We start from the raw sequence: 25,420 nt of genomic DNA on the forward strand, positions 1-25,420 counted from the left end.
TCCTATGCGCTTTGCTTGTCCCTGCGCCACGCGCCAGGCGGTTCCTGGGCAACCGGGAGGGAAGCGAGGATGCCCCGCAGGACGGTTTGGGGCGTATCGCCGGAACTCGCGGCCTTGCGGTCCAGGATGATGCGGTGGGCCAGCACCGATTCGGCGACGTCCACGACGTCGTCGGGAAGGACAAAATCGCGTCCATCCAAAGCTGCCGTGGCCTTCGCGGCGCGCAGCAACTGCAGCAAGGACCGCGGGCTCGCGCCGAGTCGAAGGCGGGCACTTTCACGCGTGGCCCGGCCAATCGCCACCGTGTATTCCTTGATGGCCGTGGACACGTAGACCTGCTGGACGGCTGCAATCATCGCTGCCACGTCGGCCGCTGTGACCACTGGGGTTACGTTGATGAGGGGAGAGGCTGCCTGATGCGTTTCCAACATCTCGATCTCGGCATCCGTGTCCGGATAGCCCATGGAAATCCTGGCCATGAAGCGGTCGCGCTGGGCTTCGGGCAGCGGATAAGTGCCCTCCATTTCGATGGGATTCTGCGTTGCCACCACCATGAACGGCAATCCCAGCTGGTACGAATGGCCGTCAACCGTCACCTGGTGCTCTTCCATGCACTCCAGGAGCGCGGATTGGGTCTTGGCCGAGGCCCGGTTGATTTCGTCGCCTATCACGATGTTCGCGAACACGGCACCCGGCCGGAACTCGAACTGCCGCGAAGACTGGTTGTAGATGGACACGCCCGTCACATCCGATGGCAACAAATCCGGGGTGAACTGGATACGGGACACCGTGCAGTCCACGGTCCGGGCCAGTGTCTTCGCCAACAGGGTCTTGCCAACACCGGGCACATCCTCCAGCAGGAGATGGCCCTGGGCCAGGAGGACTGTCAAGGCCAGCTTTGCAGCGTCCGCCTTGCCGTCGATGACCTTGCCAATGGATGCCAGGATGCGCTCGCTGGCATCGTGGAATCGTTCGGCGTCCATGACCTGCGGCTTGTGTCCATTGAGCAAGGCGGCATCCCGGGGCAGCGCACTGTACGCCTCGCCCTGAAGTGGGGAAGGTTCAACGGTGACTTGTCGCTTGGACTCCATGGATTGCCCTTCAGCCGTGGCCAACGCCGGTGTCGGCCGTCTGTCCGTTCCAGACTACCCAGACTTTGGCCGTCCCTGACATAGTGCTCCGCGAATTTATGTGCCAACTGGAATTTGTCTCGAAGCGCAGGGGACCGCGGTCCGATTAAGGTGGGAACATGTGCAATTCCCTCGCCCCCGCTCCCTACCGCGCGTCCTCCGGTGCAACAGAAGCATCGGATTCCCGCAAAGAGTACCCGCCAGCCCCGGAACCGCTTCCCGTCCCGGTAATGGACAACCACACCCACTTGGACTTCCGGCACGGTTTGATCGAAGTCGGCGCTGCGGACGCCATGGATGCCGCCGAAGCGGTTGGTGTCCAAGGGGCGATCCAGGTTGGTTGCGACCTGGAATCGTCGCGCTTCACGGTGCAAGCGGTACAGGCCGATGACCGGTTGCTGGGAGCCGTTGCCATCCACCCCAACGACGCACCTATCTACGCCGGGCGGGGGGAACTAGAATCGGCGCTGGCAGAGATCGAAGAACTGGCCGCCCATCCGCGGATCCGTGCCATCGGCGAGACAGGATTGGACTTCTTCCGAACCCACGGCGAGGGCCTGGCACATCAGCGATATTCCTTCCGAAGGCACATCGACATCGCCAAGCGGCTTGGCCTCACGCTGCAGATCCACGACCGCGACGCCCACGATGACGTAGTGCAGGTGCTGAACGAGGAAGGCGCCCCCGAGCGGGTAGTTTTCCACTGCTTCTCCGGTGGCGAGGAACTCGCCCGCACGTGCAATGACAATGGCTGGTACATGTCCTTTGCGGGGACAATGACATTCAAGAATGCCGGCAACCTTAGGGCAGCGTTGTCTATTGCGGAGCCCAGCCGGATCCTGGTGGAAACAGATTCGCCATTCCTCACGCCACACCCGTACCGTGGCCGGCCAAATGCGAGCTACATGGTGCCGTACACAGTTCGCTCGATGGCGGAAGTGACAGAAAATGACCTTTCGGAACTTTGCGCCAGGCTGGCTGAAAATACCGTAAATGCCTACGGATCCTGGGGCTGATCGTCAGCCTTGAAGCCCTTCGGATGTGAACTCGTTTGAATACCCGGTATGCAGAATTCTTGGTCCGTTTATAACAGATCGGTTACTGTGTACAACAAGTAGCCGGGGTCGGGGAAGGCCTTCGGAAAACTGGTCCGGATCCGTCCGGGCTCTTTAGTTGAATGTATTTGGCGGCGCAGATGCCGGCAGCAGAGGTGGGACCAGGCTTTTTGCCTGGCCCCTCAGTTTTGCGGCTGGCATTATTTTTTGCGCTTTTCCCCGTGCCCGGATGGTCTGAGAGTTATGGGCAATCGTGATCAAGTTCTTCACAACGGATGGCAAGTTCAGCTTTCTCAAAGTCGGTGCCCAGTTGCTGGTTGTTGCAGCGCTGGTGGTCGGTGTTGTCGCCTTCGTCGGCAACAACAAGACAATCACCCTGAACGTTGATGGCAAGGTGAGTTCCATCCAGACCTTCGGCGGCACGGTTGACCAAGTGGTCAAAGCAGCCAAGGTCGAGCTGAAGGACGCAGACCGTGTTTCACCGGATCTTGGTACCCAGGTGGAAAACGGTTCGGTAGTCAACATCAATCTCGCCAAGGCCGTCTCCATCGAATTGGACGGCGCCCGCAAGACCGTCAACACCAACGCACCGGATGTTGCCGGCCTGGTGAGTGAATTGGGAGTTGCGAGCTCCTCCGAAATCTCCCAGCCGAAGGACGCTTCGCTGGCTGTCACGGGCTCCTTCGTTTCCATCTCCACACCCAAGACGATCAGCTTGGTAGCTGACGGCAAGGACACCAGCACCACCACGACGGCGCCGGACGTCGCCAGCGTCCTGAAGGATGCCGGAGTCACCCTGGGCGCCAGCGATCGCGTCTCCCAGCCCGGAAACGCACCGGTCATCCAGGACATGGTGATCAAGGTCTCCCGCGTGGACACCAGCAAGACCGCCGAAGCCACTGAGGAAGTGCCGTTCGACAGCGTCAGCACCGAAAGTGCCGAACTCTACAAGGGCGACGAGAAAGTGACCCAAAAGGGCGTCGCAGGTTCCGTTGTGAAGACCTTCAAGCTGGTCCTGGTGGATGGCCGTGAAGCTTCCCGCACCCTTGTATCCAGCAATGTCACCACCCAGCCCGTTACCGAAAAGATTGCGGTCGGAACGAAGGCACGCCCCGTCGCTGCCAAGGCTGCCACTTCCAGTGGTCCCACCGGCGCACCGAACGAGGCTATGTGGGACAGGATCGCCCAGTGTGAGTCCGGTGGAAACTGGTCCATCAACTCCGGCAACGGTTACTACGGCGGTCTCCAGTTCTCCAGCCCCACCTGGTTGGCCAATGGCGGCGGCGCCTACGCCCCCACCGCCAACCTTGCCACCAAAGCACAGCAGATCGATATCGCCAACCGCCTCTACGCCAGGAACGGCCTCAGCGACTGGGGCTGCGCGTACGCAGCGTGACCCCGCACAGGCGATACGATACCTAGGTGACTGAACCGAATTCCGAACCCGCCGCCGTCGTGCCTTTGATGGGCGCCACAGACATCCGACGGTTAGCCGAGGAAATCGGTGTCCGCCCCACCAAGACGTTGGGCCAGAACTTTGTCATTGACGGTAATACGATCCGCAGGATTGTCTCAGCCGCCAATATCGACGCCGGGGAAACCGTGCTTGAGGTGGGCCCGGGCCTTGGCTCCCTGACTCTTGGGCTGCTTGATGCGGCCAAGACTGTTGTGGCCGTTGAAATTGATCCCGTGCTCGCCAGGAAGCTCCCCGAAACCGTTCGTGCATGGCGGCCAGAGGCAGAAGAGAACTTCCACCTGGTCCTTTCGGACGCCATGAGGGTCACGGAACTGCCAGTTCAGCCGACAGCACTCGTGGCCAACCTCCCGTATAACGTGGCCGTCCCCGTGGTGCTTCACCTGCTGCAACACTTCCCGAGCCTGCAGCACGGACTGGTCATGGTGCAGGACGAAGTCGCAGACCGCCTGGCAGCAACTCCCGGCAGCAAGATCTACGGCGTTCCCTCGGTCAAGGCTGCCTGGTACGGGCACATGCGCAAGGCCGGCGTGATCGGCATGAACGTGTTTTGGCCTGCTCCGAAGATCCACTCAGGACTCGTTGCCTTTACGCGCCATGACCCACCCGCCACGCACGCCACCCGGGAGCAGGTGTTTGCTGTCATTGACGCCGCTTTTGCCCAGCGTCGAAAGACCCTACGTGCAGCGTTGGCTGGATGGGCAGGCAGCGCGGCAGAGGCCGAACGATGCCTTGTCGCCGCAGGCGTTGATCCCACAGCCCGGGGCGAGGTCCTGGACATTTCTGCCTACGTCCGGATTGCCGAAGCCCGCCACCCAGCGGACGCATGAGTCCGAATACCCGCAAACCCAGCGGCCTGCCATACGTGGGCGATCGCTTCCATGCCCGGACTGTCCGGGTCAAAGCGCCCGGGAAGATCAACGTTTCCCTGAGCGTCGGTCCTTTGCGCCCCGACGGCTACCACTCCGTGGCAAGCGTCTACCTGGCCGTTTCCTTGTACGAGGAAGTGGCGGCCACCAGCACCGGGGCTGACGGAATTACCGTCAGCATCAGCCCCAACAGCACGCTGGACCTGGACGGCGTCGATATCCCCCTGGACGAACGCAACCTTGCCTACAAGGCGGCAGCCATCATGGCTGAGCTCTCCGAGAAACCAACCGGCGTCCACCTTGAAATCACCAAGCGCGTGCCGGTTGCCGGAGGGATGGGTGGGGGCTCTGCCGACGCCGCCGCTACCTTGCTTGCGTGCGATGCCCTGTGGAACAGCGGGCTTTCCCGCGAAGAACTCGCTCACCTGGCAGCCGAACTGGGCGCAGACGTTCCTTTCTCGCTCCTGGGCGGGACCGCCGTCGGACTCGGTGTTGGCGACAAATTGTCGCCGGCACTGGCGAAGGCACAAATGGACTGGGTGCTGGTATTTGCCGACTACGGGCTCTCCACACCTGACGTCTTCCACACACTGGACGGCCTCCGCGACTCCGAAGGAGTAGAAATCCCGGAGCCCGTTGACGTTGACCCCACCATCCTCCAAGCCCTGCGCCACGGCGATCCCGAGGCCCTCAGCCGGGTGCTGATCAATGATCTCCAGCGGGCTTCCATCGCGCTTGCCCCACAGCTAAGGGACACCATCGGCTTGGGTGAAGCCCGGGGCGCGTTGGCAGGGATGGTGTCCGGCTCCGGGCCCACCATCGCGCTGCTTGCCAGGGACTCGGTGTCCGCCAGCGTCCTCGCTGAAGAGCTGACCCATCGAGGCCACACTGCAGTTGCCGTCCACGGACCTGTGCCCGGCGCCCGGATCATCTCCGATACCCTCCTTTAGTAGCTCCCGCATTCCAGCAGTAGAAAGTAGTACCCATTGGCCCACCTGCTTGGCGGCGAAAACCTCACCGTTTCGTTCGCGACCCGCACTGTCCTCGACGGCGTCACCCTCGGTTTGGAGGATGGCGACCGCATCGGCATGGTCGGCCGCAACGGTGACGGAAAATCAACCCTCATGCGTTTGCTCGCCTTACGCTCGACGCCCGACTCCGGCCGCGTTACCAAACGCGGGGACGTCAACGTCGGCTACCTCGACCAAGGCGACGTGCTCGACGGCGACCTGACAGTGGGCGCTGCGATCGTTGGCGACCGCGCTGACCACGAATGGGCTGCCAATCCCAAGATCCGCGAAGTCATGGGCGGGCTGGTTGGGGACGTCGACTGGCATGCCAACGTGCATGCACTATCCGGCGGGCAAAAGCGCCGTGTCGCGCTGGCCAAGCTCCTCATCGAAGACCACGACGTCATCATGCTGGACGAACCTACCAACCACCTCGACGTCGAAGGCGTGGCCTGGCTGGCAAAGCACCTCAAGACGCGCTGGCGCGCCAACCAAGGCGCGTTCCTGGTGGTCACGCACGATCGCTGGTTCCTTGATGAAGTCTGCAACTACACCTGGGAAGTCCACGACGCCATGGTGGACATGTTCGACGGCGGATACGCCGCCTACGTTTTGGCGCGCGCCGAGCGGGACCGGATGGCCGCCGTCGTCGAAAACAAGCGCCAGCAGCTCGTCAAAAAGGAACTGGCGTGGCTTCGCCGCGGTGCCCCCGCCAGAACCGCAAAACCGAAGTTCCGGATCGAAGCAGCCAACGACCTCATTGCTGACGTGCCCGATCCCCGGGACTCCGTCGCCCTCAGCAAGATGGCCACCGCCCGCCTGGGCAAAGACGTGCTGGACCTTGAGAACGTGAGCCTGGACTTCCTCGACGGGGCCGATGGGCAGAAACTCTTCGACAACATCACCCTGCGCCTCGCACCTGGCGAACGACTTGGTTTGGTGGGCGTCAACGGTGCCGGCAAGTCCACGCTGCTCAAGCTCCTCAACGGCGAAATCCAGCCGAGTTCCGGCAAGGTGAAGCGCGGAAAAACCGTAGTCACCGCCGTGCTCACGCAGGACGTGAAGGAGCTCGACGACGTCTCGGACCTTCGCGTCATTGAGGTCATCGAACGCGAAAAGCGCTCCTTCAGCGTGGGTGGCAAGGAATTCACCGCCGGACAGCTCGTGGAACAACTCGGGTTCACCAAGGAAAAGCAGTGGACACCCGTTTCGGACCTCTCCGGTGGTGAACGGCGTCGACTCCAGCTCCTGCGCCTGCTGGTAGGGGAGCCCAATGTACTGATGCTCGACGAGCCCACCAACGACCTCGATACCGACACCTTGGCCGCCGTCGAAGATGTCCTGGACGGTTGGCCCGGGACGCTGGTTGTGGTGAGCCACGACAGGTACCTGCTGGAGCGTGTTACGGACAACCAGATGGCACTTCTGGGCGACGGCAAACTCCGTGGCCTGCCTGGCGGAGTGGACCAATACCTTGAACTGCGTGAAGCGGCACTTGCCTCCGGTGCTGTTGGCGGCGGATCCGGTGCGCCGACTGCCGCCAGCGGTTCATCCGCGTCTGGTGCTGCTTCCGGCGCCAGCGAGGCCGAAAAGCGTGAAGCCCGCAAGGACCTCAACAGGATCGACCGCCAGCTCGGCAAGATAGCCCAGCAGGAAGAAAAGCTCCACACCCAAATGGCCGCGAAGTCCGAATCCGGCGACTTCGATGCCCTGGGTGAGCTCAACGCGAAGCTGCAGGAGTTGCTCGATGAGAAAGAGGGCCTGGAACTCGAGTGGCTGGAGGCCGCCGAAATCCTCGGCGAGTAGGGCGCGGCCAGCGGTGTTGCCGTCGCGAGTAACAGCTGGCGAGTGGCAGCCGGCGGCGCAGCGGCGCGCATCCTCCGCGTGCTGCTCGTTCCTCGCCTTTGACGCACGCTTCCGGATGCCCGCCGCTGCTGCAAACCCTCTCTCACATCCCGCGGGTGTTTTCCGGACGTTCCCTCACGTCCGACGGGTATTTGCGGAACGTTCTCTCACGTCCAGCGGGCTTTTGCGGAACGTTCTCTCACCTCCCACAGGGTTTTAGCCGTCGTTCGGGCGAGTATCCCCCTGGCGGTGGAGCCTGATTTGGCGTGGATTTGTTGCTTCGATGTTGAAAGCGGCCCGGGTCGCTTGGTCACTCGGGATGTGAAAGCAACGTTGTGGCGGGCATCCGGCAGCGTGCTTTTCAGCGCTTCAGCAGAAGTTTCGGTCGGGGGCTGGTTTAAGGACCCGGATGTTCTCTCACATCCTGCCAATTCTTGGCGGATGCTCTTTCATTTCCCGCTCGCGGCGGCTTGCTTCTGCCAAGACCCTGGAGTCGCAATGCGATTCCGTGGTGTACCCCACTGGTCAGCGAGTAGTGTCCGACCGCAACGGTTGGGGGAGGCGTTCGGATGTGAGAGCGCATCGCCTGGAAGCGGTTGGGATGTGAGAGCGCATCGCCCGAAAGCGGTTGGGATGTGAGAGAGGAACGCCCGAAAGTGGTTGGGATGTGAGAGAGGAACGCCTGGAAGCGGTGGGGATGTGAGAGAGGAACGCCCGAAAGTGGCTGGGAAGTGCGAGAGGATCAGCCGTCGGAGCGGAGCTCGGGTTCTTTCTGCAGCCCGGTCAGTCCGTTCCAAGCCAGGTTGACTAAGTGTGCAGCAACGGCCCGTTTGTCCGGCTCACGACTATCGAGCCACCATTGGCCTGTCATCGCCACCATTCCCACGAGCATCTGCGCGTACATGGCGCCATCCGCGGCGCTGAATCCACGGCGGGCGAATTCGTCGGAGAGCAGGTGTTCCACACGCGCGGTGACGTGGGAGAGCAGCGTGGAGAAGGCGCCCTCGGGCTGGGAGGGAGGTGCGTCGCGCATGAGGATCCGGAAGCCGTCGGTGCGTTCTTCGATATAGCCAAGGAGTGCCAGTGCAGCGCGCTCCACCAGGACGCGGGGTTTGGCCTCAGTGCTCAGTGCCTCGGTGATGGAGTCCAGGAGTATCCGGAATTCGGTTTCGACAACTTGCCGGTAAAGACCTTCCTTGGACCCAAAATGCTCGTAGATCACCGGCTTGGACACGCCGGCGCTGGCGGCAATCTCTTCAATGGTTGTGCCGTCCAGGCCCTTGGCTGCGAAGTGCGCCCGGCCAATGCCGATGAGCTGGGAGCGGCGCTGTTGTCCCGTCATCCTTAACCGTATAGGGCGGTCTCCCAGAGGCTCGAGGGTGGCTGCGGGCCGGGGAAGTTCAGTGCGCTTGCTCACGTGTCCATCATGCCCTAACCCGCGGCGCCGCTGATCGGGGCGGGCCGTAAAAGGGCATCTGGAGAGCCGTCAGAGTGGGTCAAGTCGCGAACCATGCAAAGGTCATGGCAAACTAGGTTCTTGTGTGTGCATCCCGGTGACCCGGGAGACCGTCAGGCCCTGCCGCCTGGGGGTGCGAGCATGCACGGTCCGCTCTGGTGTAATGGCAGCACCCCGGCCTTTGGAGCCGTGGAGTATAGGTTCGAATCCTATGGGCGGAACGGTCGGAAAATGCGCTCCACTCTGTACCTGGAACAGCTCGAACGGTGCCTGGGTCCATAGTTGGAATGGCAGCATTCCGAAGCCGGGTTACCCGGGATAAAACCGAGCAAGGAGAGCCAGTACGTGAGCCCCGAAACCACCGGTCCCGCAGCAGTCATCGTCTTGGCTGCAGGTGCCGGGACGCGAATGAAATCGCGGACTCCCAAGATTCTCCACGAAATCGGCGGCCTCTCCATGGTGGGCCACGCCCTCCTCGCCGCCCGTTCCATCAACCCCCTCAAACTTGCCCTTGTTGTCCGGCACGAGCGCGATCGCGTGGCAGAACACGTCTCCGCGCTGGATCCGGAAGCCGTGATCGTTGACCAGGACGAGATCCCCGGCACGGGACGCGCTGTGGAGGTTGCCCTCAAGGCCCTCGACGCCGAAGCAGAACTTACCGGCACTGTGGTTGTCACGTATGGGGATGTTCCCCTGCTGACCGGCGAATTGCTCAGTGAACTCGTGGCAACGCATGAAGCCCAGGCCAACGCCGTAACGGTGCTCACTGCGGTATTGGACGACGCCTCGGGCTACGGCCGCATCCTGCGTGCCGAAGACGGCACGGTAACCGGCATCCGCGAGCACAAGGATGCAAGCGAAGCCGAGCACACCATCCTAGAGGTCAACTCCGGCATTTACGCCTTCGACGCCTCTGTGCTCCGCAACGCGCTGACGCAGGTCACCACTGACAACGCGCAGGGCGAGATGTACCTCACGGATGTCCTCGGGCTGGCGCGCGACGCCGGTGGCCGGGTTGCCGCCGTCGTCACCCAGGACCGCTGGCAGGTTGAGGGCGCCAACGACCGCATCCAGCTTTCCGCCCTCGGAGCCGAGCTTAACCGCCGCATCGTCGAGTCCTGGATGCGGGCGGGCGTGACCGTCGTGGATCCGTCCACCACCTGGATCGACTCCACGGTGAGGCTCGATGAAGACGTCCGCTTGCTGCCCAATACGCAACTGCACGGTTCCACCACCGTGGCGAGGGACGCCGTCGTGGGTCCCGATACCACGCTGACCGACGTCAATGTGGGCGAAGGTGCCAAGGTGACCCGCACGCATGGCTCGGGTTCCAGGATCGGTGCCGGCGCAAGTGTTGGACCGTTCACGTACCTTCGCCCCGGCACAGTGCTGGGGGAGACGGGCAAGATCGGCGCCTTCTACGAAACCAAGAACGTGACCATCGGCCGTGGTTCCAAACTGTCGCACCTCGGTTATGCAGGTGACGCTGAAATTGGCGAGGACACCAACATCGGCTGCGGCAACATCACGGCCAATTACGACGGCGAGAAGAAGCACCGCACGGTGATCGGCTCGGGCGTGCGGACTGGTTCAAACACTGTCTTCGTAGCTCCCGTGACCGTGGGTGACGGCGCTTACAGCGGTGCCGGTGCAGTCATCCGCAAGGACGTCCCCGCGGGAGCCCTCGCAGTTAGCCTTGCCGCACAGCGAAACGCCGAAGGCTGGGTGCAGGCCAACCGCCCTGGCACCGTCTCAGCGAAACTGGCCCAGGCCGCGCAGGATTCCCTGCTGACCCCCGCCTCCAATTCCTCACAATCCCCAGCAACCACAGAAGAGGGCAAATAGGCATGAGCGAAATTACCGCACACGGCGAGAAGAAATTGATTCTCGCCGCCGGAAGGGCACATCCGGAGCTGGCGCAGGAAATCGCGAAGGAGCTGGAGACAGAGCTCCTGCCCATCGACGCCTATGACTTCGCCAACGGGGAAATCTACGTCCGTTCCGCTGAGAGTGTCCGCGGCACGGATGCGTTCGTCATCCAAGCGCACCCGGCCCCGCTGAACAACTGGCTTATGGAGCAGTTGATTATGATCGATTCCCTCAAGCGCGCCTCTGCCAAGAGGATCACGGTTGTTTCACCGTTCTACCCGTACTCCCGCCAGGACAAGAAGGGCCGCGGCCGCGAGCCCATTTCCGCCCGCCTGGTAGCGGACCTGTACAAGACCGCCGGCGCGGACCGCATCATGTCCGTGGACCTGCACACCTCCCAGATCCAGGGCTTCTTCGATGGCCCCGTTGACCACCTGATGGCGATCCCGCTGCTGGCCGACTACATCCGCACCAAGGTGGAGGCGGACAACATCACCGTTGTTTCGCCGGACACCGGCCGCGTCCGCGTCGCCGAGCAGTGGGCGGAACGCCTGGGCGGTGCCCCGCTGGCGTTCGTTCACAAGAGCCGCGACCTCACCGTGCCCAACCAGGCCGTCTCCAAGACCGTTGTTGGCCAGGTTGAAGGCCGCACCTGCGTGCTCATTGACGACATGATCGACACCGGTGGAACCATCTCCGGCGCCGTCCAGGTCCTGAAGAACGCTGGCGCCAAGGATGTCATCATCGCTTGCACGCACGCCGTCTTCTCGGACCCGGCAGCGCAGCGCCTCGCTGATTCGGGCGCACGGGAAGTGGTTGTCACCAACACCCTGCCCATCCCGGCAGAGAAGCGTTTCCCGCAGCTCACGGTGCTGTCCATCGCACCGTTGATCGCGCGTGCCATTCGTGAAGTGTTCGACGACGGTTCGGTCACCAGCCTGTTCGACGGCAAAGCCTGACGCCGGACTACTGACATGACGGGTCATCCGCCGCCTCCGGGCGCGTGGATGGCCCGTTTTCAATAATGAAGGTATCCGCTGGTAAACTCTTGGGGATACCTTGGCGAGGGAGAGCACATCCGGTGCGAGTTTTGAACCGGAATTGCGGGTCTCCGTTATCGACTGGGTCTGCATCTCCTTCGACACAGGCGGGCTTGCTGCTGGACAGCAACGGTCGCCGGGCGTAGAAGGTCCACAGACCTCCGCCCTTGCTGATCGACTTGTCCGGAGTTTCCCGGACGCCACAGTAATCAAGGAGTACACATGTCTGAGCAGAAGCTCACCGCAGAACTGCGCACCGAATTCGGCAAGGGTTTTGCCCGCCGCGCACGCATGGCCGGCCAGATCCCGGCTGTCATCTACGGCCACGGCGCAGAGCCGATCCACATCAACCTGCCCGGCCGCGCCACCACCCTGGCCGTCCGCGTTTCCAACGCCCTGCTGGCAATCGACGTCGACGGCGAGCAGCACCTGACGCTCGTCAAGGACATCCAGCGCGACCCGGTTAAGCAGATCATCGAGCACGTTGACCTCCAGACCGTCCAGGCCGGCGAGAAGGTTACCGTCGACATCGCCGTCCACGTTTCCGGTGAAGTTGCTCCGGGTGCTGTCGCCAGCCTCGAAGCCACCACGGTTTCCCTTGAGGCCGAGGCAACCCACGTTCCCACCGCCGTCGAGGTTGACATCGAAGGCCGCAAGGCTGGCGAGAACATCCACGCATCGGACCTCGTCCTGCCGAAGGGTTCCACCCTGCTCACTGAAGGCGACACCCTGGTGGTCCGTATCGCCGAGACCGCTTCTGAAGCTGAAGAAGAAACCACCGCAGAAGCGGCTGAGTAGTCTTTGCCTGCATAAGGCAAACGCTTTTTGAGTGGCCGGGTCCCCTTGGGTCCCGGCCACTTTCTTCTTCCCCTCCCGCGTAATTCCGCGAGCCTTCGCGATCCCGATACCCGGCCGGAAAAATTCGCCCAGCGGATTGGCTGACCGGATTTCCTGACCAGATTCCCTAGGATGAGACCATGACTGACACCTGGCTGATAGTTGGCCTTGGCAACCCCGGCAGTGAGTACAGCGACAACCGGCACAACGTGGGCCAGATGGTGCTTGACGAGCTGGCGTCGCGGATGGGCGGCAAGTTCAAGACCCACAAGGCCAGGGCGCAGGTAGTGGAGGGTCGGCTGGGGATTGGCGGGCCCCGGGTAGTGCTGGCCAAGCCGATGACGTACATGAACGTTTCGGGTGGTCCTGTGGCGGGCTTGAGCAAATTCTTCGACATCGTGCCGGACCACGTGATTGCTGTCCACGATGAGATCGACATCCCCTTCAACACGGTCAAGCTCAAGATAGGTGGCGGCGAGGGTGGTCATAACGGCCTCCGCGATATCTCCAAGGCGCTGGCAACAAAGGACTATTTACGCGTGCGAGTAGGGGTGGGCCGGCCTCCCGGACGTATGGATACCGCGGACTTTGTGCTGCGGGATTTTGCAACGGCCGAGAAGAAGGAATTGCCATTTCTGCTGGATGAGGCGGCCGACGCCGTGGAACTGCTGGTCAATGAGGGGCTGTTGGCGGCGCAGCAGAAGCATCATGCCGCAAGATCTTGAGCAAATCTTGAGGAAAGCCTGATGATACGAGGCGCCCTTAGCCCTACAAACTGTCGGCGCCCGGAGGTAGTGTGCATGGTACGCAGGTAAGCGGTGGGGGACCGTCGCGGATGTTGTAGCGAAGGATGCGAATGTCGGCGGAGTTGCTAAGCAGAGGCGGTGGAGGCGCAGCGAGGGCTGCGGCCCCGGACCTTGTTGGCGGTCCATCCGATCGGCAAACATGGTCATTGTTGGCCAGGAGCCAGGATCTGTCCCGGGCCACCAAGCACCTTGAGTCCCCGGAATCGTACGGTGTGGTGCTCACGGGCGAACGGGGAATCGGCAAGTCGGGCTTGGCCCGGGCAGTGATTTCCTCGCTGGGCCCCAAAATCCACAGCCTGCAATTGCGCAACACAGTCGCCAATGGCCAGACTCCCTACGGGTGCCTCGGATTCCTCCTGGCGAGACTGCCGTCCGAGGCCGTCAGTTCGCCCACGGGCATTCTCCACGCGATTACCACCCTGATCCGTACAGAAGCCGCGGGCCGCCAGACTGTCTTTATCGTGGACAATGCCGGCGGTATGGATCCCATGAGTACGGGCGTGCTGCTGAATCTGATGGCCACTGGAACGGCAAAGGTGATCGCCACCGTTCAACGCTCCAGCGATCTCCCCGCTGATTTTCATCGGCTGGTACTTGAGGAGCAACTGGGCGAAGTCCATCTGAACACGCTCAGCGAAGAACAGACGAAGCAGATTCTCGGTTCGGTGCTGGGCCACTACGTTTCCTCGACGCTGGTTGGCTCACTCCACTCCGCCGTCGGTGGGAATCCGATGCTCCTGCACGCGCTGCTGGACCAGCAGCGCCATTCCGGCAACCTGGTCCTCAACGATTCCGTGTGGACGCTCAGGGACCGGATCAAGCTTGAGGGCGCCACTGTTGTGGAGGATTTTGTCCGTTCCAGGCTGGCGCGCGAACCGCAGGCCAACCGGACCGTCGTCGAGGTCCTCGCTTGCGCGCAGCGCGCGACTCTGGTGGATCTGGCTGCGATCTTTGGCACGGAAGTGCTGGTGGAGATGGAGGAATCCGGGCTGCTCAACGTTGACCGGAACGGCGAGCACTGGGTTTCCCTTCGCGATGCCTACGTGGGCGAGGTTGTTCGGGGCTGGCTAAGTACCCGGCGCCGTCGCGAGCTGAGGCTGATGCTTCTTGGACCCAAGGAGCCGGAGCTGGGTGGGTTGGCTCCGCAGGATTTGCTGAGCTACGCCGCGTGGATGCATGCCTGCGAGGACGAACCGTCGCCGTCGCCCGCTCACGCGCTGGCAGCAGGACGGGCGGCCCTGGATGATTACGACCCCAACTTTGCCATCCAATGCACGCTCTCCCTTGATCCGAAAGATCCTGAATGGGTGCCGGGGCAGCGCCTACGGTCGGCTGCCTACCTCATGCTGGATCTGCCCCTGCACGCGGCCCAGGCTTTGGATGAGGTGTCAGAGGCACACATAACAGCTTTGGACCCAATGGAGTTTGCAGAAGTAACGGCGGCTAAATGCCAGGCCATGACATGGATTGACGGCCGCTCGGCAATGGTGCCCGGAGTGATCGCGGCAGCGGGTGAAACCTTGGAGGCCATGGTTTCGAATCCGGAGAAATACCCACCGGAGATGATCACGCGGGCCCGGAACCGCCTCCTGCTTTGCAACTACGAATACCAGACGTATATGGGCGAGTACGCAACTGTGGCCGAGGACCTGGAAGAGGAACTGGCCAAGGACCCGGCTATGGACCGGGAACACTGGCTCAGATCCGCCTTTTGCCTCATTGAAGCCCGCTGCGTGATGGGCCGGGAACTGGAAGCGCAGCAATTGGCACGCACTGTGTCCCGGCAGCTGGGGAACAATGACAGGCCGGCGCAGTTGGAGGAGTCTTTCGCCCGGCAAGCTTTCGGAGTGCTGCTGCTGTCCGGACAATGGCGGAAATGCATCGAGCTCATGCGGCGGACGCCCTCCACACCTTCGCGCCTGCAGTACCGGGGTGCAATCACCGAACTGGGCGTGGGCCTTGCGTACGCTTACGCCGGGAAGCCTTCTTGCGCGATCGAGCCCCTGCGTTCCGCCGCCGCCCAGCTTGAGCTCCGGCCGGCAATGAACATGGTCAAGGTTGCCTACGCAGCTACCGCCTTTGCCTATGCACAGCTGGGGAATTCACTCGAAGCCGGACGTTACCTTGACCTGTACCGCACCTGCCGGGGTGTTGGAACATATTTCTCCGAGTCCGTTGCCGAGTTCTGCGCTGAAATGGCAGGGCGATGGATGGGGGACCCGGACGTCAAACAGCGGCTGCTGGCCAGGGTCCATCAGGACGTTGCCAAGCAGCGCTTCACAACTGCCGGGATCTGCCTCTTCGGGGCAACCGTGGAGGGCACGGACGCCGAGTACAGATTGCTGCAAGAGATTGCCGAAAACCGCCAGGGCCCGTTGGCAGAGATCTCCCGTGATCTTGCGCGGGGATCCCTGAATAGGAGTTCCCGTACTCTTCTGGCCGCCGCCGATGCCGCAGCGGCCTTGGATTTGTTGGTTGTCGAAGCCAGATGCGTGGCTATCGCCCTTGATTTTGCCCGTGATGCCGGCGAAACCACTGCTGCCAGGACCGCGCAGCTTAGGCTTGAGCGACTGGAGCAATCGGTTTCGGCGTTGCCGATCCAACCACGCAGTGACGCGCCGGTGTTGACCGAGCGCGAACGGCAAATTGCCAAACTGGCCGGAAAGGGTGTCAGCAATCGTGAAATCGCTATGGATATTGGGGTGTCTGTGCGGACCGTCGAAGGGCACCTGTACCAAGTGTTTACCAAGCTCGGCGTCTCATCGCGAGGCGAGCTCAATGGTCTCCTGTGAGTCGAGGAGTGTAGTTTCCGTCAACCGGGTGCGTGCCCATGCAGGCTGAGCACCTTGTTGGCAGGGACGCGGAGTTGGATCTCGCAACTGAAATATTGAGGCAGGAGGGGGCGGGGGCCGTCCTGCTCCTTGCCGATCCCGGCATCGGCAAAACGGCCATGGCCGCGGAGATCGCAGCGCGCTTGGCCGGCGAAATGGTAGTGATGCGGATCCACGGAAGTCCCGCGCTGTCCGCTGTTCCTTTCGGTGTCCTGGCGCCCTATCTCCTGGACCTGCCCGTGGAACAAGCCACCTCGCCGGTGGCGATCCTGCGCGAGTTTTGGTCCCAGTTCGAGAAAAGGCGGGGAAGCGAAGGTGCAAGGCTCCTTCTGGTTGTAGACGACGCCCATGATCTCGATGAGGCCAGCACACAGATTCTGGCCGAATTGGTGACGGCCGGCTGGGCGAGGCTCGTGGCGACCAGCAGGCCTCGGCCAGGACTTCCTCCTGCCCTGCTCCAGCTCTGGTACGACGGCCTGGCGGAGCGATTCGAACTCCATCCGCTGGAAAAGGAAGAAGTGGCCGAGCTCGCCGGGAAAACATTAGGGGGCTCGGTCATGGCAAGCACCACAGATGTTTTACATGCGGTCTCGGAGGGCAACCCCCTGTTGCTCCGTTGCCTCTTGGAAGACTCAAGAACTGACGGAAACCTGGTGCGTCGAAATGGCGTCTGGTTCCTCACGAGGGCCCTCTCCGGCACCGGCGAGGGCCTCTCTGAGGTGGTTCGGAACAGAGTCCTGCGAACCAGCGAGGCTGAACGGGAGGCGATGTACATCATCGCCTTGTCCGAACCGGTCCCCGCGGCCGTACTCGACGCGCTTGTGGGCAGGGATACGCTGCGCTCGCTGATGGACAACAGGCTCGTGATTTCCAGCAATGGCGCCGGGAGTCCGCTGAAAATGTGGCACCCGATGTATGGTGAGGCGCTTCGCCACATCGTTTCGCCCGCCCGTAGCCTCCAGATCCGCCAGCGCATGGTCCAGCACCTGCCCGCGGAGCCATCCACGGCGGAGGGACTGCTCCGAATGGTGAGTTGGGCGCTGGACTGTGGTGCCGACGTCGACGACGAACAGCTGCTGCGGGCAGCGTTCCTTGCCGCGAAACTGCTGCAGAATCCACTCGCGCTGGAGGCCGCTGCCAAGGTTCGCTCCGAAGCGCTGCGCCCCCGTGCCCGTGCCGTGATGGCAATGGTCAAATACAACGACGGCGACTACCGCAGTGCCGTGAAACTGCTCGGAGAAGATGCCGGGTTCCTGGACGCCGATCCGTCCGGGCCGTTGGGCGCCGGATTGCTGTGGGGAGCTGCAAGGTCCGCAATGGGGGACAGCTCGGGCGACATCCTGGCTGACGCCCACTCTGCCGCTGACGCACTGGTGGCGGGCCTCAGCGCGCAGGACCCTGTGGTCCAGCAGATCCGACGCCATGCGGCAGCTTTGGAATTGGCGGCGCTGGCCCATGACGGCCGCTATGGGGAGCTTCGTGAGGGACTTGCCACGTTCCAGGCAGGTCTGGCCGTGGACGAACCGGATTTCGTCATGAACCAGCTTTTCCTGCTGGCCATGCAGTGCGAGCTCCTGATGGTGGAGGGCCAGGCCGTGCAGGCATTGGAGATGGGCCGGGAAGCGCTGGTGTTGCTGGATGAACACCATGACGACCTCCTGTACTTCACCGACTTCATCCTGGTCCGTTATGCCTTGGCCGCGCTGGAGTCCGGGGACTGGGCGGCAGCCGAGACTGCCCTGAACCGCTACGCAGCCAGCTCCGCCATGGGGCTCATAACGTTCGGTGGTGATATCCAGGCGATCAAAGGATTGTCCTTGCTCCGGCAGGGACGTTTGGAACAAGCAAGCGCTGCGCTGACTCCCGCGGTGGAGGCCCTCCGTGTGAAGGACCCGCAGAGGCTGCGCCGCCTAGGCAACGCGCTGGCGTTCTATGCTGCAGCCCGGTCAGGAAACAATGAACTGGCCCAACGCCTGTCCGTGGATACAGCGGTGATCCCGGCTGCAGGCGGCGCCTATGTTGAAGCCCTGGCTGAGATCTTCACCCTGGCCGCCAAGGAGTATGTGAACAAAGGATCAGGGCTGGAGAGACTGCGGAGCCTCCCTGATTCCACGCACCTGCATCAGCTTCCGGGTGTCCTGCTCCAGAACCTGGTCCTCAGGGCAGAGCTGGGGGACATGCAGGTCATGGAAGCCATCCAGGAAACTGCCTCCTCAATGGCTGGGGCGTGGGCAGGCGGCTGGCACACGTTGGCGACCGCCCAAGTGAACGGCGCCGGCGAAGCATTCGTCAACGCTGGCAACCTGCTGGCCGCCGGAGGCATGCCAGGGCCGGCGGCGACAGCTTTCGATAGGGCTGCCATTGCCTTTGACGCAGAGGGCAAACGGCCCGAGGCGCGGCAGGCGGCCGTGTTGCGCGACGTCAGCGAGGCCAGCCTGGGCGACGCACAGCTCCACGACCCCCACACCGACGTAGACCGTTCCGTGCCACTGACCCGGCGGGAACAGGATATTGTGGCGCTGGCCGTTTCCGGACTCACTGACCGGCAGATCGCAGAGAAACTCATGGTCTCCGTCCGCACAGTGGAGGGTCACTTGTACCGCAGCTATGCCAAGCTGGGCATCCGCCGGCGCGAGGACCTTGGGGCCGCTGTCCGCAATTGACGCGCGGCCATTTCAGTAGCCCCGGACGCCCGCAACCACCACGTGGTTGCGGTATTTTACCAATTATCACCAATCAATGGAGTAACCCGCGCCCTACCCCTGCCCGGACCAAGTAGTGCCCGTTCAAAGGACTGAGTACAACAGAGTATCGGGGCCCGAAAACCGCCGTACTAATCGAGTACCGATTACTGGTGTTCTGATTTCCGGCACACGGTTAACTGATCTTGGAAGGAAGGAAAGCCCCAAGCATCCCCCGAATTCCAAATCGAAATACCGCATCGGTGGTCTCTTTGAGCCGATGCTCCGGCCGCCGAGAGGCGGTCCGGCCCTGGACGAAGCCGGCGGCGACAGAGTCTTCTGAGACCGAGACTCTCCCCCCAGCCGTCGCCGGCTTCTAGGCCAGGGATCCCGCAAAATCGCGGAAAGCCTAAATTCTCCCGGACCAAGGGACTGCTGCTATTGGAGTGCGCATGTTGCCGGACCCCTGGCTGGACGAAGACACTGTCACAGTCGGGCTGAGGCCGCCAACATTCCCGGACCGGAAACAGATCCTGGATCTGATCCTCGCAGCAGTACCCTCTCCTTCCACCAACGGCATAGTTGTGATCGGCGACAGCGGATCTGGAAAGAGCCATTTGTTGCTCTCCATCAAAGCAGGACTACAAGACTCCATGGACGTCCGCACCTTCGCCGGCAAAGCGGAACTCCAGACAACCGTCTACGGTGCGTTGAGCGCCGCAGTACAGCCCTCAGGCGAACAAACGGACCTCCCGGGACTTCATGTCCTGCGGGCGCTCACCCAAAGCCTCGGTCCAGCAGGATACCTGTACACACCACCGGTTGCACGGCGTCGAAGCAAGCGTCACCCAGAGCCTAAACGGCCTCCACTGGTCCTCCTCGTGGACGACATCCACTTCGTCGATCCTGCGTCCCTGGCGGTTTTACTGCAGCTGATGCCGGGATTCGGCGCCACCTTGGTAGCTACGGCCGACAGCCGGCGCCCGCTTCCGCCGGATCTGTACCAGTTGTGGGAAGACGGCTTCCTGGAGCAGCACATCCTGGCTCCCTTTACGTTCAGTGAGGCACAGGCCTTGTGCGAGGACGTACTGGGCGGAAAGGTTCAACGGCGCGCCAGCAGTCTTCTGGCGGCGATGTGCGGGTTCAACGTGGGACTCCTTTGCCTCGCGATCCAGGACGCACGCAACGCCCACCTCCTGGTGCAGCGCGACGGCTACTGGACCATCGACGTACGGGCACATTGCCAATGGCCCGGGGTGGTTGAGCACGTCCGGGCCGATATCTCCCACCATGCTGCGGAAGAATTGAAGGCGTTGGAGGTTATTGCGCTCGCCGAGCCGCTGGCCTTGGATGTTGTTGAGCACAGCTTCGGCCAGAAAGCTGTGGAACACCTTCTTGACGCACGCCACATCCGGGTGCTGCCCGGAAGGCCGCCGCTTGTCCGTACGAGTTCATGGCTTAGGGGTGAGGGCATCCGGCTGTCGGTTCCCCGCTCCCGCAGCACGGCGCTCCGGCTTGGCATCGAGGAGCCGGGACTGACGGCGGATTCCGCGCCCGCCATGCTGCGGTGGATGACGTGGACCCTCGATTCCGGGCTGAGCCTCTCCGACGAACTCATCCTGGCCGCAGCCCCCGCCGCTGACAAACCGTCCACCGCTGAGCTGGCCATCAGGGCTTCGGTGGGCGTCAACGGTCCAGGCCACCGGGATGAAGCCAGGATGCTCCGCGCCAGGGCACTCATTGCAGAGGGCCAACTCAAGGAAGCAGCACCGGAGTTGCGCGAGTTGGAGGGTGAAGGATCGCAGCCGGAGGTGCAGGCCGACGCTGCACGTCGGTTGATGGCATTGAGCCTCCTGGGGGCGGCCTCACCCATGCCGCTAAAGCCCGACGGCGGGGCGCATGGGCCGGCGGCACCGTCGGATCCAGCCGCCCGGGTCATGTGGAATGTCCACCAGGCCGAACAACTCCTGCTTTCCGGGGACGCTCCCCAAGCGCTGGAAAAGTCTTCCGCCGCCATGGCCGCCATCGGCGCCGACCCCGCGCTGGAGATGTTCCGGCCAGGCGTCCTGCTCCGCCACGTGGTCTGCCTGCGGCAAAACCTGTCATGGAGCCAGTTGGATGCCCTCCTGGATTGCCCCTGGGCCTACGCGGTGCCAGCGCAGGTGGCATGGTGCCTGGACGTAGCGCGGGGATATGCCCAGCTCAGCCAAGGCCTTCCCCGTGCCGCGTTGCGAACCCTGGAACCCGTTGTGGCTGAGCTGCACGACGCCGGCCTGCCGCCGGTTCTGCAGCTGGCATCGGCGATGCTGGCGTACTCCGCGGCGATGTGCGGTGATTCGGAGCAGGCCACGGCAAGGGTGCAGCAGAGCTTGGTGGCGGCAAAGGACGCATTCGACCCAACTGACAAAGGCCTGTTGCCGCAGCTCAGCGCCCTGTTCGTGGCGGCAGCCCAGGACAAGGTTTCGCGCAAGCCCGGCCATTTGTTTGCGGTAGCCGAGGCATTCCATGACCGGCAAAGTCCTTTGATGGAAGCCGAGGCGTTGACCCTCATGATGCTCAACGCAAGCAGGTCCGCCGTCGAGGACCTTGTAGTGCAGCGCCGCCTTAGTGAGCTTGCCGCTTCGTTGCAGGGCGCTGGCGCGGCGGCGACGGGAACCTTCGCATCGGCTTTGCTGGGTAATGACCCCAGGTTGCTTGAATCTGCTGGCAGGAGCCTTTCCGGGGACCGGCAATTCGCTCAGGCGGCCCTCTGTTACGCCCGGGCGGCCAGTGGCTACGAAGCCAGGACCCGCGGCGCGGCAAGCCGCCGCGCCTGGACGCTGATGGAGCGGCTGCACGGGGCTTTCGACAATGATGTTGCTCCGCCGCTGGGATGGCTGCCCGGTACTGCAGGACATTGACGTGCTGAACGGCACATCTCCGGGGAGGTCGCGCCGTGGGATAATTGAGTGTCCCTGAAGGATTTCCAAGGAGCGCCCCTTGACAGTCGTATCAACTCCCGCCTCACTGCAGCAGTCCGTGGTTCCTGCCATGGACAATGCGGAGGTGCTGCGGATCCGGAACGACTTCCCGGTCCTGGACCAACTGGTCAACGGAAAGCCGTTGATCTATCTCGATTCCGGGGCCACGTCGCAGAACCCTTTGAGCGTGATAGAGGCCGAGCAGGAGTTCTACGAGCAACGCAATGCCGCGGTACACCGTGGCGCGCACCAGCTTGCGGTGAGCGCGACTGAGGTTTTCGAGGACGCCCGCCAAACTGTCGCGGACTTTATTGGTGCCCAGTACGAGGAAACCGTGTGGACGTCCAACGCCACGGAGGGCCTGAACCTCATCAGCTATGCGTTGTCCAACGCCGCTTTGTGGGCTGCACAGGGCCGGGGTAGTTCGGCGTTGAAGGAGCTGGCCATCGGCCCCGGGGACGAAATCGTGGTCACGGAGATGGAGCATCACGCCAACCTGATCCCCTGGCAGGAGCTCGCTTTCCGGACCGGAGCCACACTCAAGTACATTCCCATAACCGATGCTGGCAGCCTTCGCCTGGACGCCGCGGAAGAGATCGTGGGGGAGCGGACCCGCTTGCTGGCTTTCACCCACGCCTCCAACGTCCTGGGAACCATCAACCCGGTTGCCGCACTCGTGGCTCTCGCCCGACGCGTGGGTGCGTTGGTGGTCCTGGATGCTTGCCAATCAGTGCCTCACATGCCCATTGACGTCAAGGACCTGGACGTCGACTTCGCGGTGTTCTCGGGCCATAAGATGCTGGCTCCCACGGGCGTCGGCGTCCTGTACGGCAAGCAGGAGCTCCTGGACGTCCTCCCGCCATTCCTCACCGGTGGCTCCATGATCACCACGGTCACTATGGAACGCGCCGAATACTTGCCTGCTCCACAGCGCTTCGAAGCCGGGACCCAGCGCATCTCCCAGGCGGTTGCCCTTGCCACAGCCATTAACTATCTGTCCGAAACCGGGATCGACCGCATCCATGCGTGGGAAGCCACGTTGGGTCAGCGACTGGTTAAAGGACTTGAGGGCATCGACGGCATCCGCGTGGTGGGTCCTGCTTCCGGTGCGGAACGCATCGGACTGGCCGCGTTCGACGTCGCCGGTGTCCATGCCCACGACGTCGGCCAATTCCTTGACGATCGCGGCATCGCCGTCCGCGTCGGCCACCATTGCGCCCAGCCGCTGCACCGCCGCTTGGGGCTGACTGCTACCACTCGGGCAAGTACGTACCTTTACAACACCACGGACGACGTCGACGCCTTCCTTGACGCCGTGTCTGGCGTTCGGGCCTATTTCCAGGCCTGATTCTTGCGGCAGCACCGCAGCCGCTCCCCACAAACTTCCACGAACGGGTAACCAGCACCATGAGTCTTGACCAGCTGTACCAGCAGATCATCCTGGACCACTCCAAGCAGCGGCACGGCAGCGGGCTCGCAGACACGGAAGCCCCAACGGGCACGTCAACCGGGCAATCCCACCAACTCAACCCGGTCTGCGGAGATGAAGTAACGCTCCGTCTGGCTGTTGCCGATGGAACGGTCAAGCAGATCAGCTGGGACGGCGCAGGCTGTTCCATCTCCATGGCGTCGGCATCAGTGTTGACAGACCTCGGCGAAGGAATGTCGGTAGAAGAACTGCACGCCGTGATCGACAACTTCCGTGAGGTCCTCCGTTCGCGTGGAAAGGTGCAGGCGGATCCAGAGATTCTGGGAGACGCCGCCGCGTTCGAAGGCGTGGCCCGCTACGCCGCCCGGGTCAAATGCGCCATGATTTCGTGGGTTGCTGCAGAGGACGCGCTGAACCAGGCAACGGCCTAGTAGCCCGGGGCTAAGCGCGGTTGAAGACGTCAGGTACGCCGTCGCCGTCGTCGTCTCGCTGTTCTTCCGCCTGAACCAGGCGGTACCGCCGGTTCCGGGCCCTGAGCACGACGGCGGCCAGCAGCGCCGCGGTCAGGGAACCTGCCAGGATGGCCACCTTGGCGTGGTCGTTGTGGGCAGACCCGGTGCCGAAGCTTAGCTCGCCGATCAACAGGGAGACGGTGAATCCGATCCCGGCCAGCAGTGCCAGCCCAAAGAGGTCGATCCACGCAATGCTGGAATCCAGGCTCGCGCGGGTGGTTTTGGTCACCAGGAACGTGGTGCCAAAGACGCCAATGGCCTTGCCCAGTACCAGCGCGGCAACAATTCCCACGGCCACCGGATCAGTGAGCGCGGCCCGCATGCCGTCGAAACCGCCCAGGGCCACTCCTGCAGAGAAAAAGGCGAAGACGGGTACGGCGAATCCGGCCGAGAAGGGGCGCAGCCGGTGTTCGAAGTGTTCAGCGAGACCCTCGGCCGGTTCACCCCTTCTTCCGCTGTTGAAGACAGGAACCGCAAAGCCCAGCAGCACCCCGGCCACTGTGGCGTGGATGCCGGACGCATGGACGAGACCCCACGTGGCCACGGCAAGGGGGAGCAGGAGGTACCAACTGCGGATCCGCTTCTGGACCAGGAAGGTGAACAGGGCCAGCGGTACCAACGCGGCCAGGAGCATGAGGGGCTGGATCCCCGTGGAGTAGAAGAAAGCGATGATGCCGATCGCGATGAGGTCGTCCACCACTGCGAGGGTCAGCAGGAAGGTCCGCAGGGCTGCGGGAAGGTGCGTGTTGATCACGGCAAGGACGGCCAGGGCGAAGGCTATGTCCGTTGCCGTGGGGATGGCCCAACCTTTGACTGTCTCCGAGGCCGAGCCTAGGTTGAAGAGGACGTAGATCAGCGCGGGGATGAGAACCCCACCAACGGCCGCGGCAACGGGGACAACGGCCCGGGCAGGTTTGCGGAGTTCCCCGGCGACGAACTCCCGTTTGAGTTCAAGGCCTGCGAGGAAGAAGAACACAGCGAGCAGGCCGTCGGAGGCCCAATGCCCGAGGCTCAGCTGCAGGTGCCAGGGCTCATAGCCTATTTTGAGGTCGCGTAATGCGAAGTAACCGTCAGCGGCGGGGGAGTTTGCCCAAATCAGCGCGATGACTGTTGCGCCAAGAAGGAGGGCTCCGCCTACGGTCTCTGTTCGGAGTATCGAGAGGATGCGGCGGTACTCGGGGTAGCTGGAGCGGCTGAAGACGGTGGTGGTCATGGATTGTTTGGCCACGGAGGCTCCTGTGGGTCGAGTGGTCTAAGGGCAGGCATCGCAAAGACACCGCCGACCAGACTTCCCGGCACACCAAGTTCCATTCTACCCAACTAGGTAGCAGTAGAGCGCGTTATGAGGGCTCAAAACGCGCACTACTGCGACCTAGTTGGGCTGGGACGAGCGCTAGGCGACGAGCCCGGCGATCCCGATGGCCGCCGTCGCGAGTCCCAGCACCATGGAAATGGAGACCAGGACCACGTGGACTGTGAGGAACCTGGTGGCCTTGCCGGCGGAGTCGCGGGCGCGGGGGTCCTTCATGACGCGCTTCAGGAACTGGGGCCACACAACCAGCGACCATACGCCGGCAACGATCAGGACCCAGCCCAGAATGGCAGGGAGCTGCATG

Annotated in this window: 18 protein-coding genes and 1 tRNA gene; 15 read left to right on the top strand and 4 right to left on the bottom strand. The window is 62.8% G+C overall.

The window, feature by feature from the left end; genetic code table 11:
• Window positions 1-2 precede the first annotated feature (2 nt).
• The gene (locus tag LDN90_RS06430; protein ID WP_223948408.1) at window positions 3-1,091 is read right to left on the bottom strand and encodes a MoxR family ATPase; all 1,089 of its coding nucleotides are present in this window, start codon (window positions 1,089-1,091) and stop codon (window positions 3-5) included.
• 158 nt (window positions 1,092-1,249) lie between these two features.
• Between LDN90_RS06430 and LDN90_RS06435 the strand changes: the two genes are divergently transcribed.
• From LDN90_RS06435 to LDN90_RS06455, 5 genes are all read left to right on the top strand, one after another.
• On the top strand, window positions 1,250-2,146 hold the full coding sequence (locus LDN90_RS06435; protein WP_223948409.1) for a TatD family hydrolase: 897 nt from the start codon (window positions 1,250-1,252) through the stop codon (window positions 2,144-2,146).
• Between the two features lie 292 nt (window positions 2,147-2,438).
• On the top strand, window positions 2,439-3,581 hold the full coding sequence (locus LDN90_RS06440; RefSeq protein WP_216924960.1) for a resuscitation-promoting factor: 1,143 nt from the start codon (window positions 2,439-2,441) through the stop codon (window positions 3,579-3,581).
• 26 nt (window positions 3,582-3,607) lie between these two features.
• Window positions 3,608-4,489 (top strand): 16S rRNA (adenine(1518)-N(6)/adenine(1519)-N(6))-dimethyltransferase RsmA, encoded by an 882-nt coding sequence (gene rsmA, locus LDN90_RS06445; protein WP_216924961.1) that lies wholly within the window; start codon window positions 3,608-3,610, stop codon window positions 4,487-4,489.
• On the top strand, window positions 4,486-5,478 hold the full coding sequence (locus LDN90_RS06450) for a 4-(cytidine 5'-diphospho)-2-C-methyl-D-erythritol kinase (protein WP_223948410.1): 993 nt from the start codon (window positions 4,486-4,488) through the stop codon (window positions 5,476-5,478). Before rsmA ends, LDN90_RS06450 begins: the two co-directional genes overlap by 4 nt.
• Before the next feature lie 36 nt (window positions 5,479-5,514).
• A complete protein-coding gene (locus LDN90_RS06455; protein WP_223948411.1) occupies window positions 5,515-7,344 on the top strand; it encodes an ABC-F family ATP-binding cassette domain-containing protein in 1,830 nt (609 codons plus the stop codon).
• A gap of 781 nt (window positions 7,345-8,125) precedes the next feature.
• Here the strand turns inward: LDN90_RS06455 and LDN90_RS06460 are convergent.
• Window positions 8,126-8,725 (bottom strand): TetR/AcrR family transcriptional regulator, encoded by a 600-nt coding sequence (locus tag LDN90_RS06460; RefSeq protein WP_216926931.1) that lies wholly within the window; start codon window positions 8,723-8,725, stop codon window positions 8,126-8,128.
• Window positions 8,726-8,988: 263 nt separating this feature from the next.
• On the opposite strand from LDN90_RS06460, the gene LDN90_RS06465 reads away from it, so the two are divergent.
• The 10 genes from LDN90_RS06465 to sufU all read left to right on the top strand — a co-directional run bounded on the left by LDN90_RS06465 (window position 8,989) and on the right by sufU (window position 23,723).
• Window positions 8,989-9,060, top strand: a tRNA-Gln gene (locus LDN90_RS06465).
• Window positions 9,061-9,184: 124 nt separating this feature from the next.
• A complete protein-coding gene (gene glmU, locus LDN90_RS06470; RefSeq protein WP_223948412.1) occupies window positions 9,185-10,684 on the top strand; it encodes a bifunctional UDP-N-acetylglucosamine diphosphorylase/glucosamine-1-phosphate N-acetyltransferase GlmU in 1,500 nt (499 codons plus the stop codon).
• Window positions 10,685-10,686: 2 nt separating this feature from the next.
• Window positions 10,687-11,667 carry a ribose-phosphate diphosphokinase gene (locus tag LDN90_RS06475; protein ID WP_159697849.1) on the top strand — a complete coding sequence of 327 codons (981 nt, stop codon included), beginning with the start codon at window positions 10,687-10,689 and terminating at the stop codon, window positions 11,665-11,667.
• 303 nt (window positions 11,668-11,970) lie between these two features.
• Entirely contained in the window at window positions 11,971-12,546 is a 576-nt protein-coding gene (locus LDN90_RS06480; protein ID WP_216926882.1) for a 50S ribosomal protein L25/general stress protein Ctc, read from the top strand.
• A gap of 179 nt (window positions 12,547-12,725) precedes the next feature.
• On the top strand, window positions 12,726-13,310 hold the full coding sequence (pth, locus tag LDN90_RS06485) for an aminoacyl-tRNA hydrolase (protein ID WP_223948413.1): 585 nt from the start codon (window positions 12,726-12,728) through the stop codon (window positions 13,308-13,310).
• Window positions 13,311-13,441: 131 nt separating this feature from the next.
• On the top strand, window positions 13,442-16,183 hold the full coding sequence (locus LDN90_RS06490; protein WP_223948414.1) for a LuxR C-terminal-related transcriptional regulator: 2,742 nt from the start codon (window positions 13,442-13,444) through the stop codon (window positions 16,181-16,183).
• A gap of 38 nt (window positions 16,184-16,221) precedes the next feature.
• The gene (locus tag LDN90_RS06495; RefSeq protein ID WP_223948415.1) at window positions 16,222-18,885 is read left to right on the top strand and encodes a LuxR family transcriptional regulator; all 2,664 of its coding nucleotides are present in this window, start codon (window positions 16,222-16,224) and stop codon (window positions 18,883-18,885) included.
• A gap of 470 nt (window positions 18,886-19,355) precedes the next feature.
• Window positions 19,356-21,803, top strand: a complete 2,448-nt coding sequence (locus LDN90_RS06500) for an ATP-binding protein (protein ID WP_223948416.1) — start codon at window positions 19,356-19,358, stop codon at window positions 21,801-21,803.
• A gap of 79 nt (window positions 21,804-21,882) precedes the next feature.
• Entirely contained in the window at window positions 21,883-23,211 is a 1,329-nt protein-coding gene (locus LDN90_RS06505; protein ID WP_223948417.1) for a cysteine desulfurase, read from the top strand.
• Between the two features lie 59 nt (window positions 23,212-23,270).
• The gene (gene sufU, locus LDN90_RS06510) at window positions 23,271-23,723 is read left to right on the top strand and encodes a Fe-S cluster assembly sulfur transfer protein SufU (protein WP_223936373.1); all 453 of its coding nucleotides are present in this window, start codon (window positions 23,271-23,273) and stop codon (window positions 23,721-23,723) included.
• A 10-nt stretch (window positions 23,724-23,733) separates the two neighbouring features.
• Here the strand turns inward: sufU and nhaA are convergent, their stop codons facing one another.
• Entirely contained in the window at window positions 23,734-25,017 is a 1,284-nt protein-coding gene (gene nhaA / locus LDN90_RS06515; RefSeq protein WP_223949256.1) for a Na+/H+ antiporter NhaA, read from the bottom strand.
• A gap of 180 nt (window positions 25,018-25,197) precedes the next feature.
• Window positions 25,198-25,419, bottom strand: a complete 222-nt coding sequence (locus LDN90_RS06520) for a hypothetical protein (RefSeq protein WP_216926889.1) — start codon at window positions 25,417-25,419, stop codon at window positions 25,198-25,200.
• Between the last annotated feature and the right edge of the window lies 1 nt (window position 25,420).

It is taken from the genome of Arthrobacter sp. NtRootA1 (assembly GCF_019976975.1).
In the GTDB taxonomy this organism is placed as follows: Bacteria; Actinomycetota; Actinomycetes; order Actinomycetales; family Micrococcaceae; genus Arthrobacter; species Arthrobacter aromaticivorans.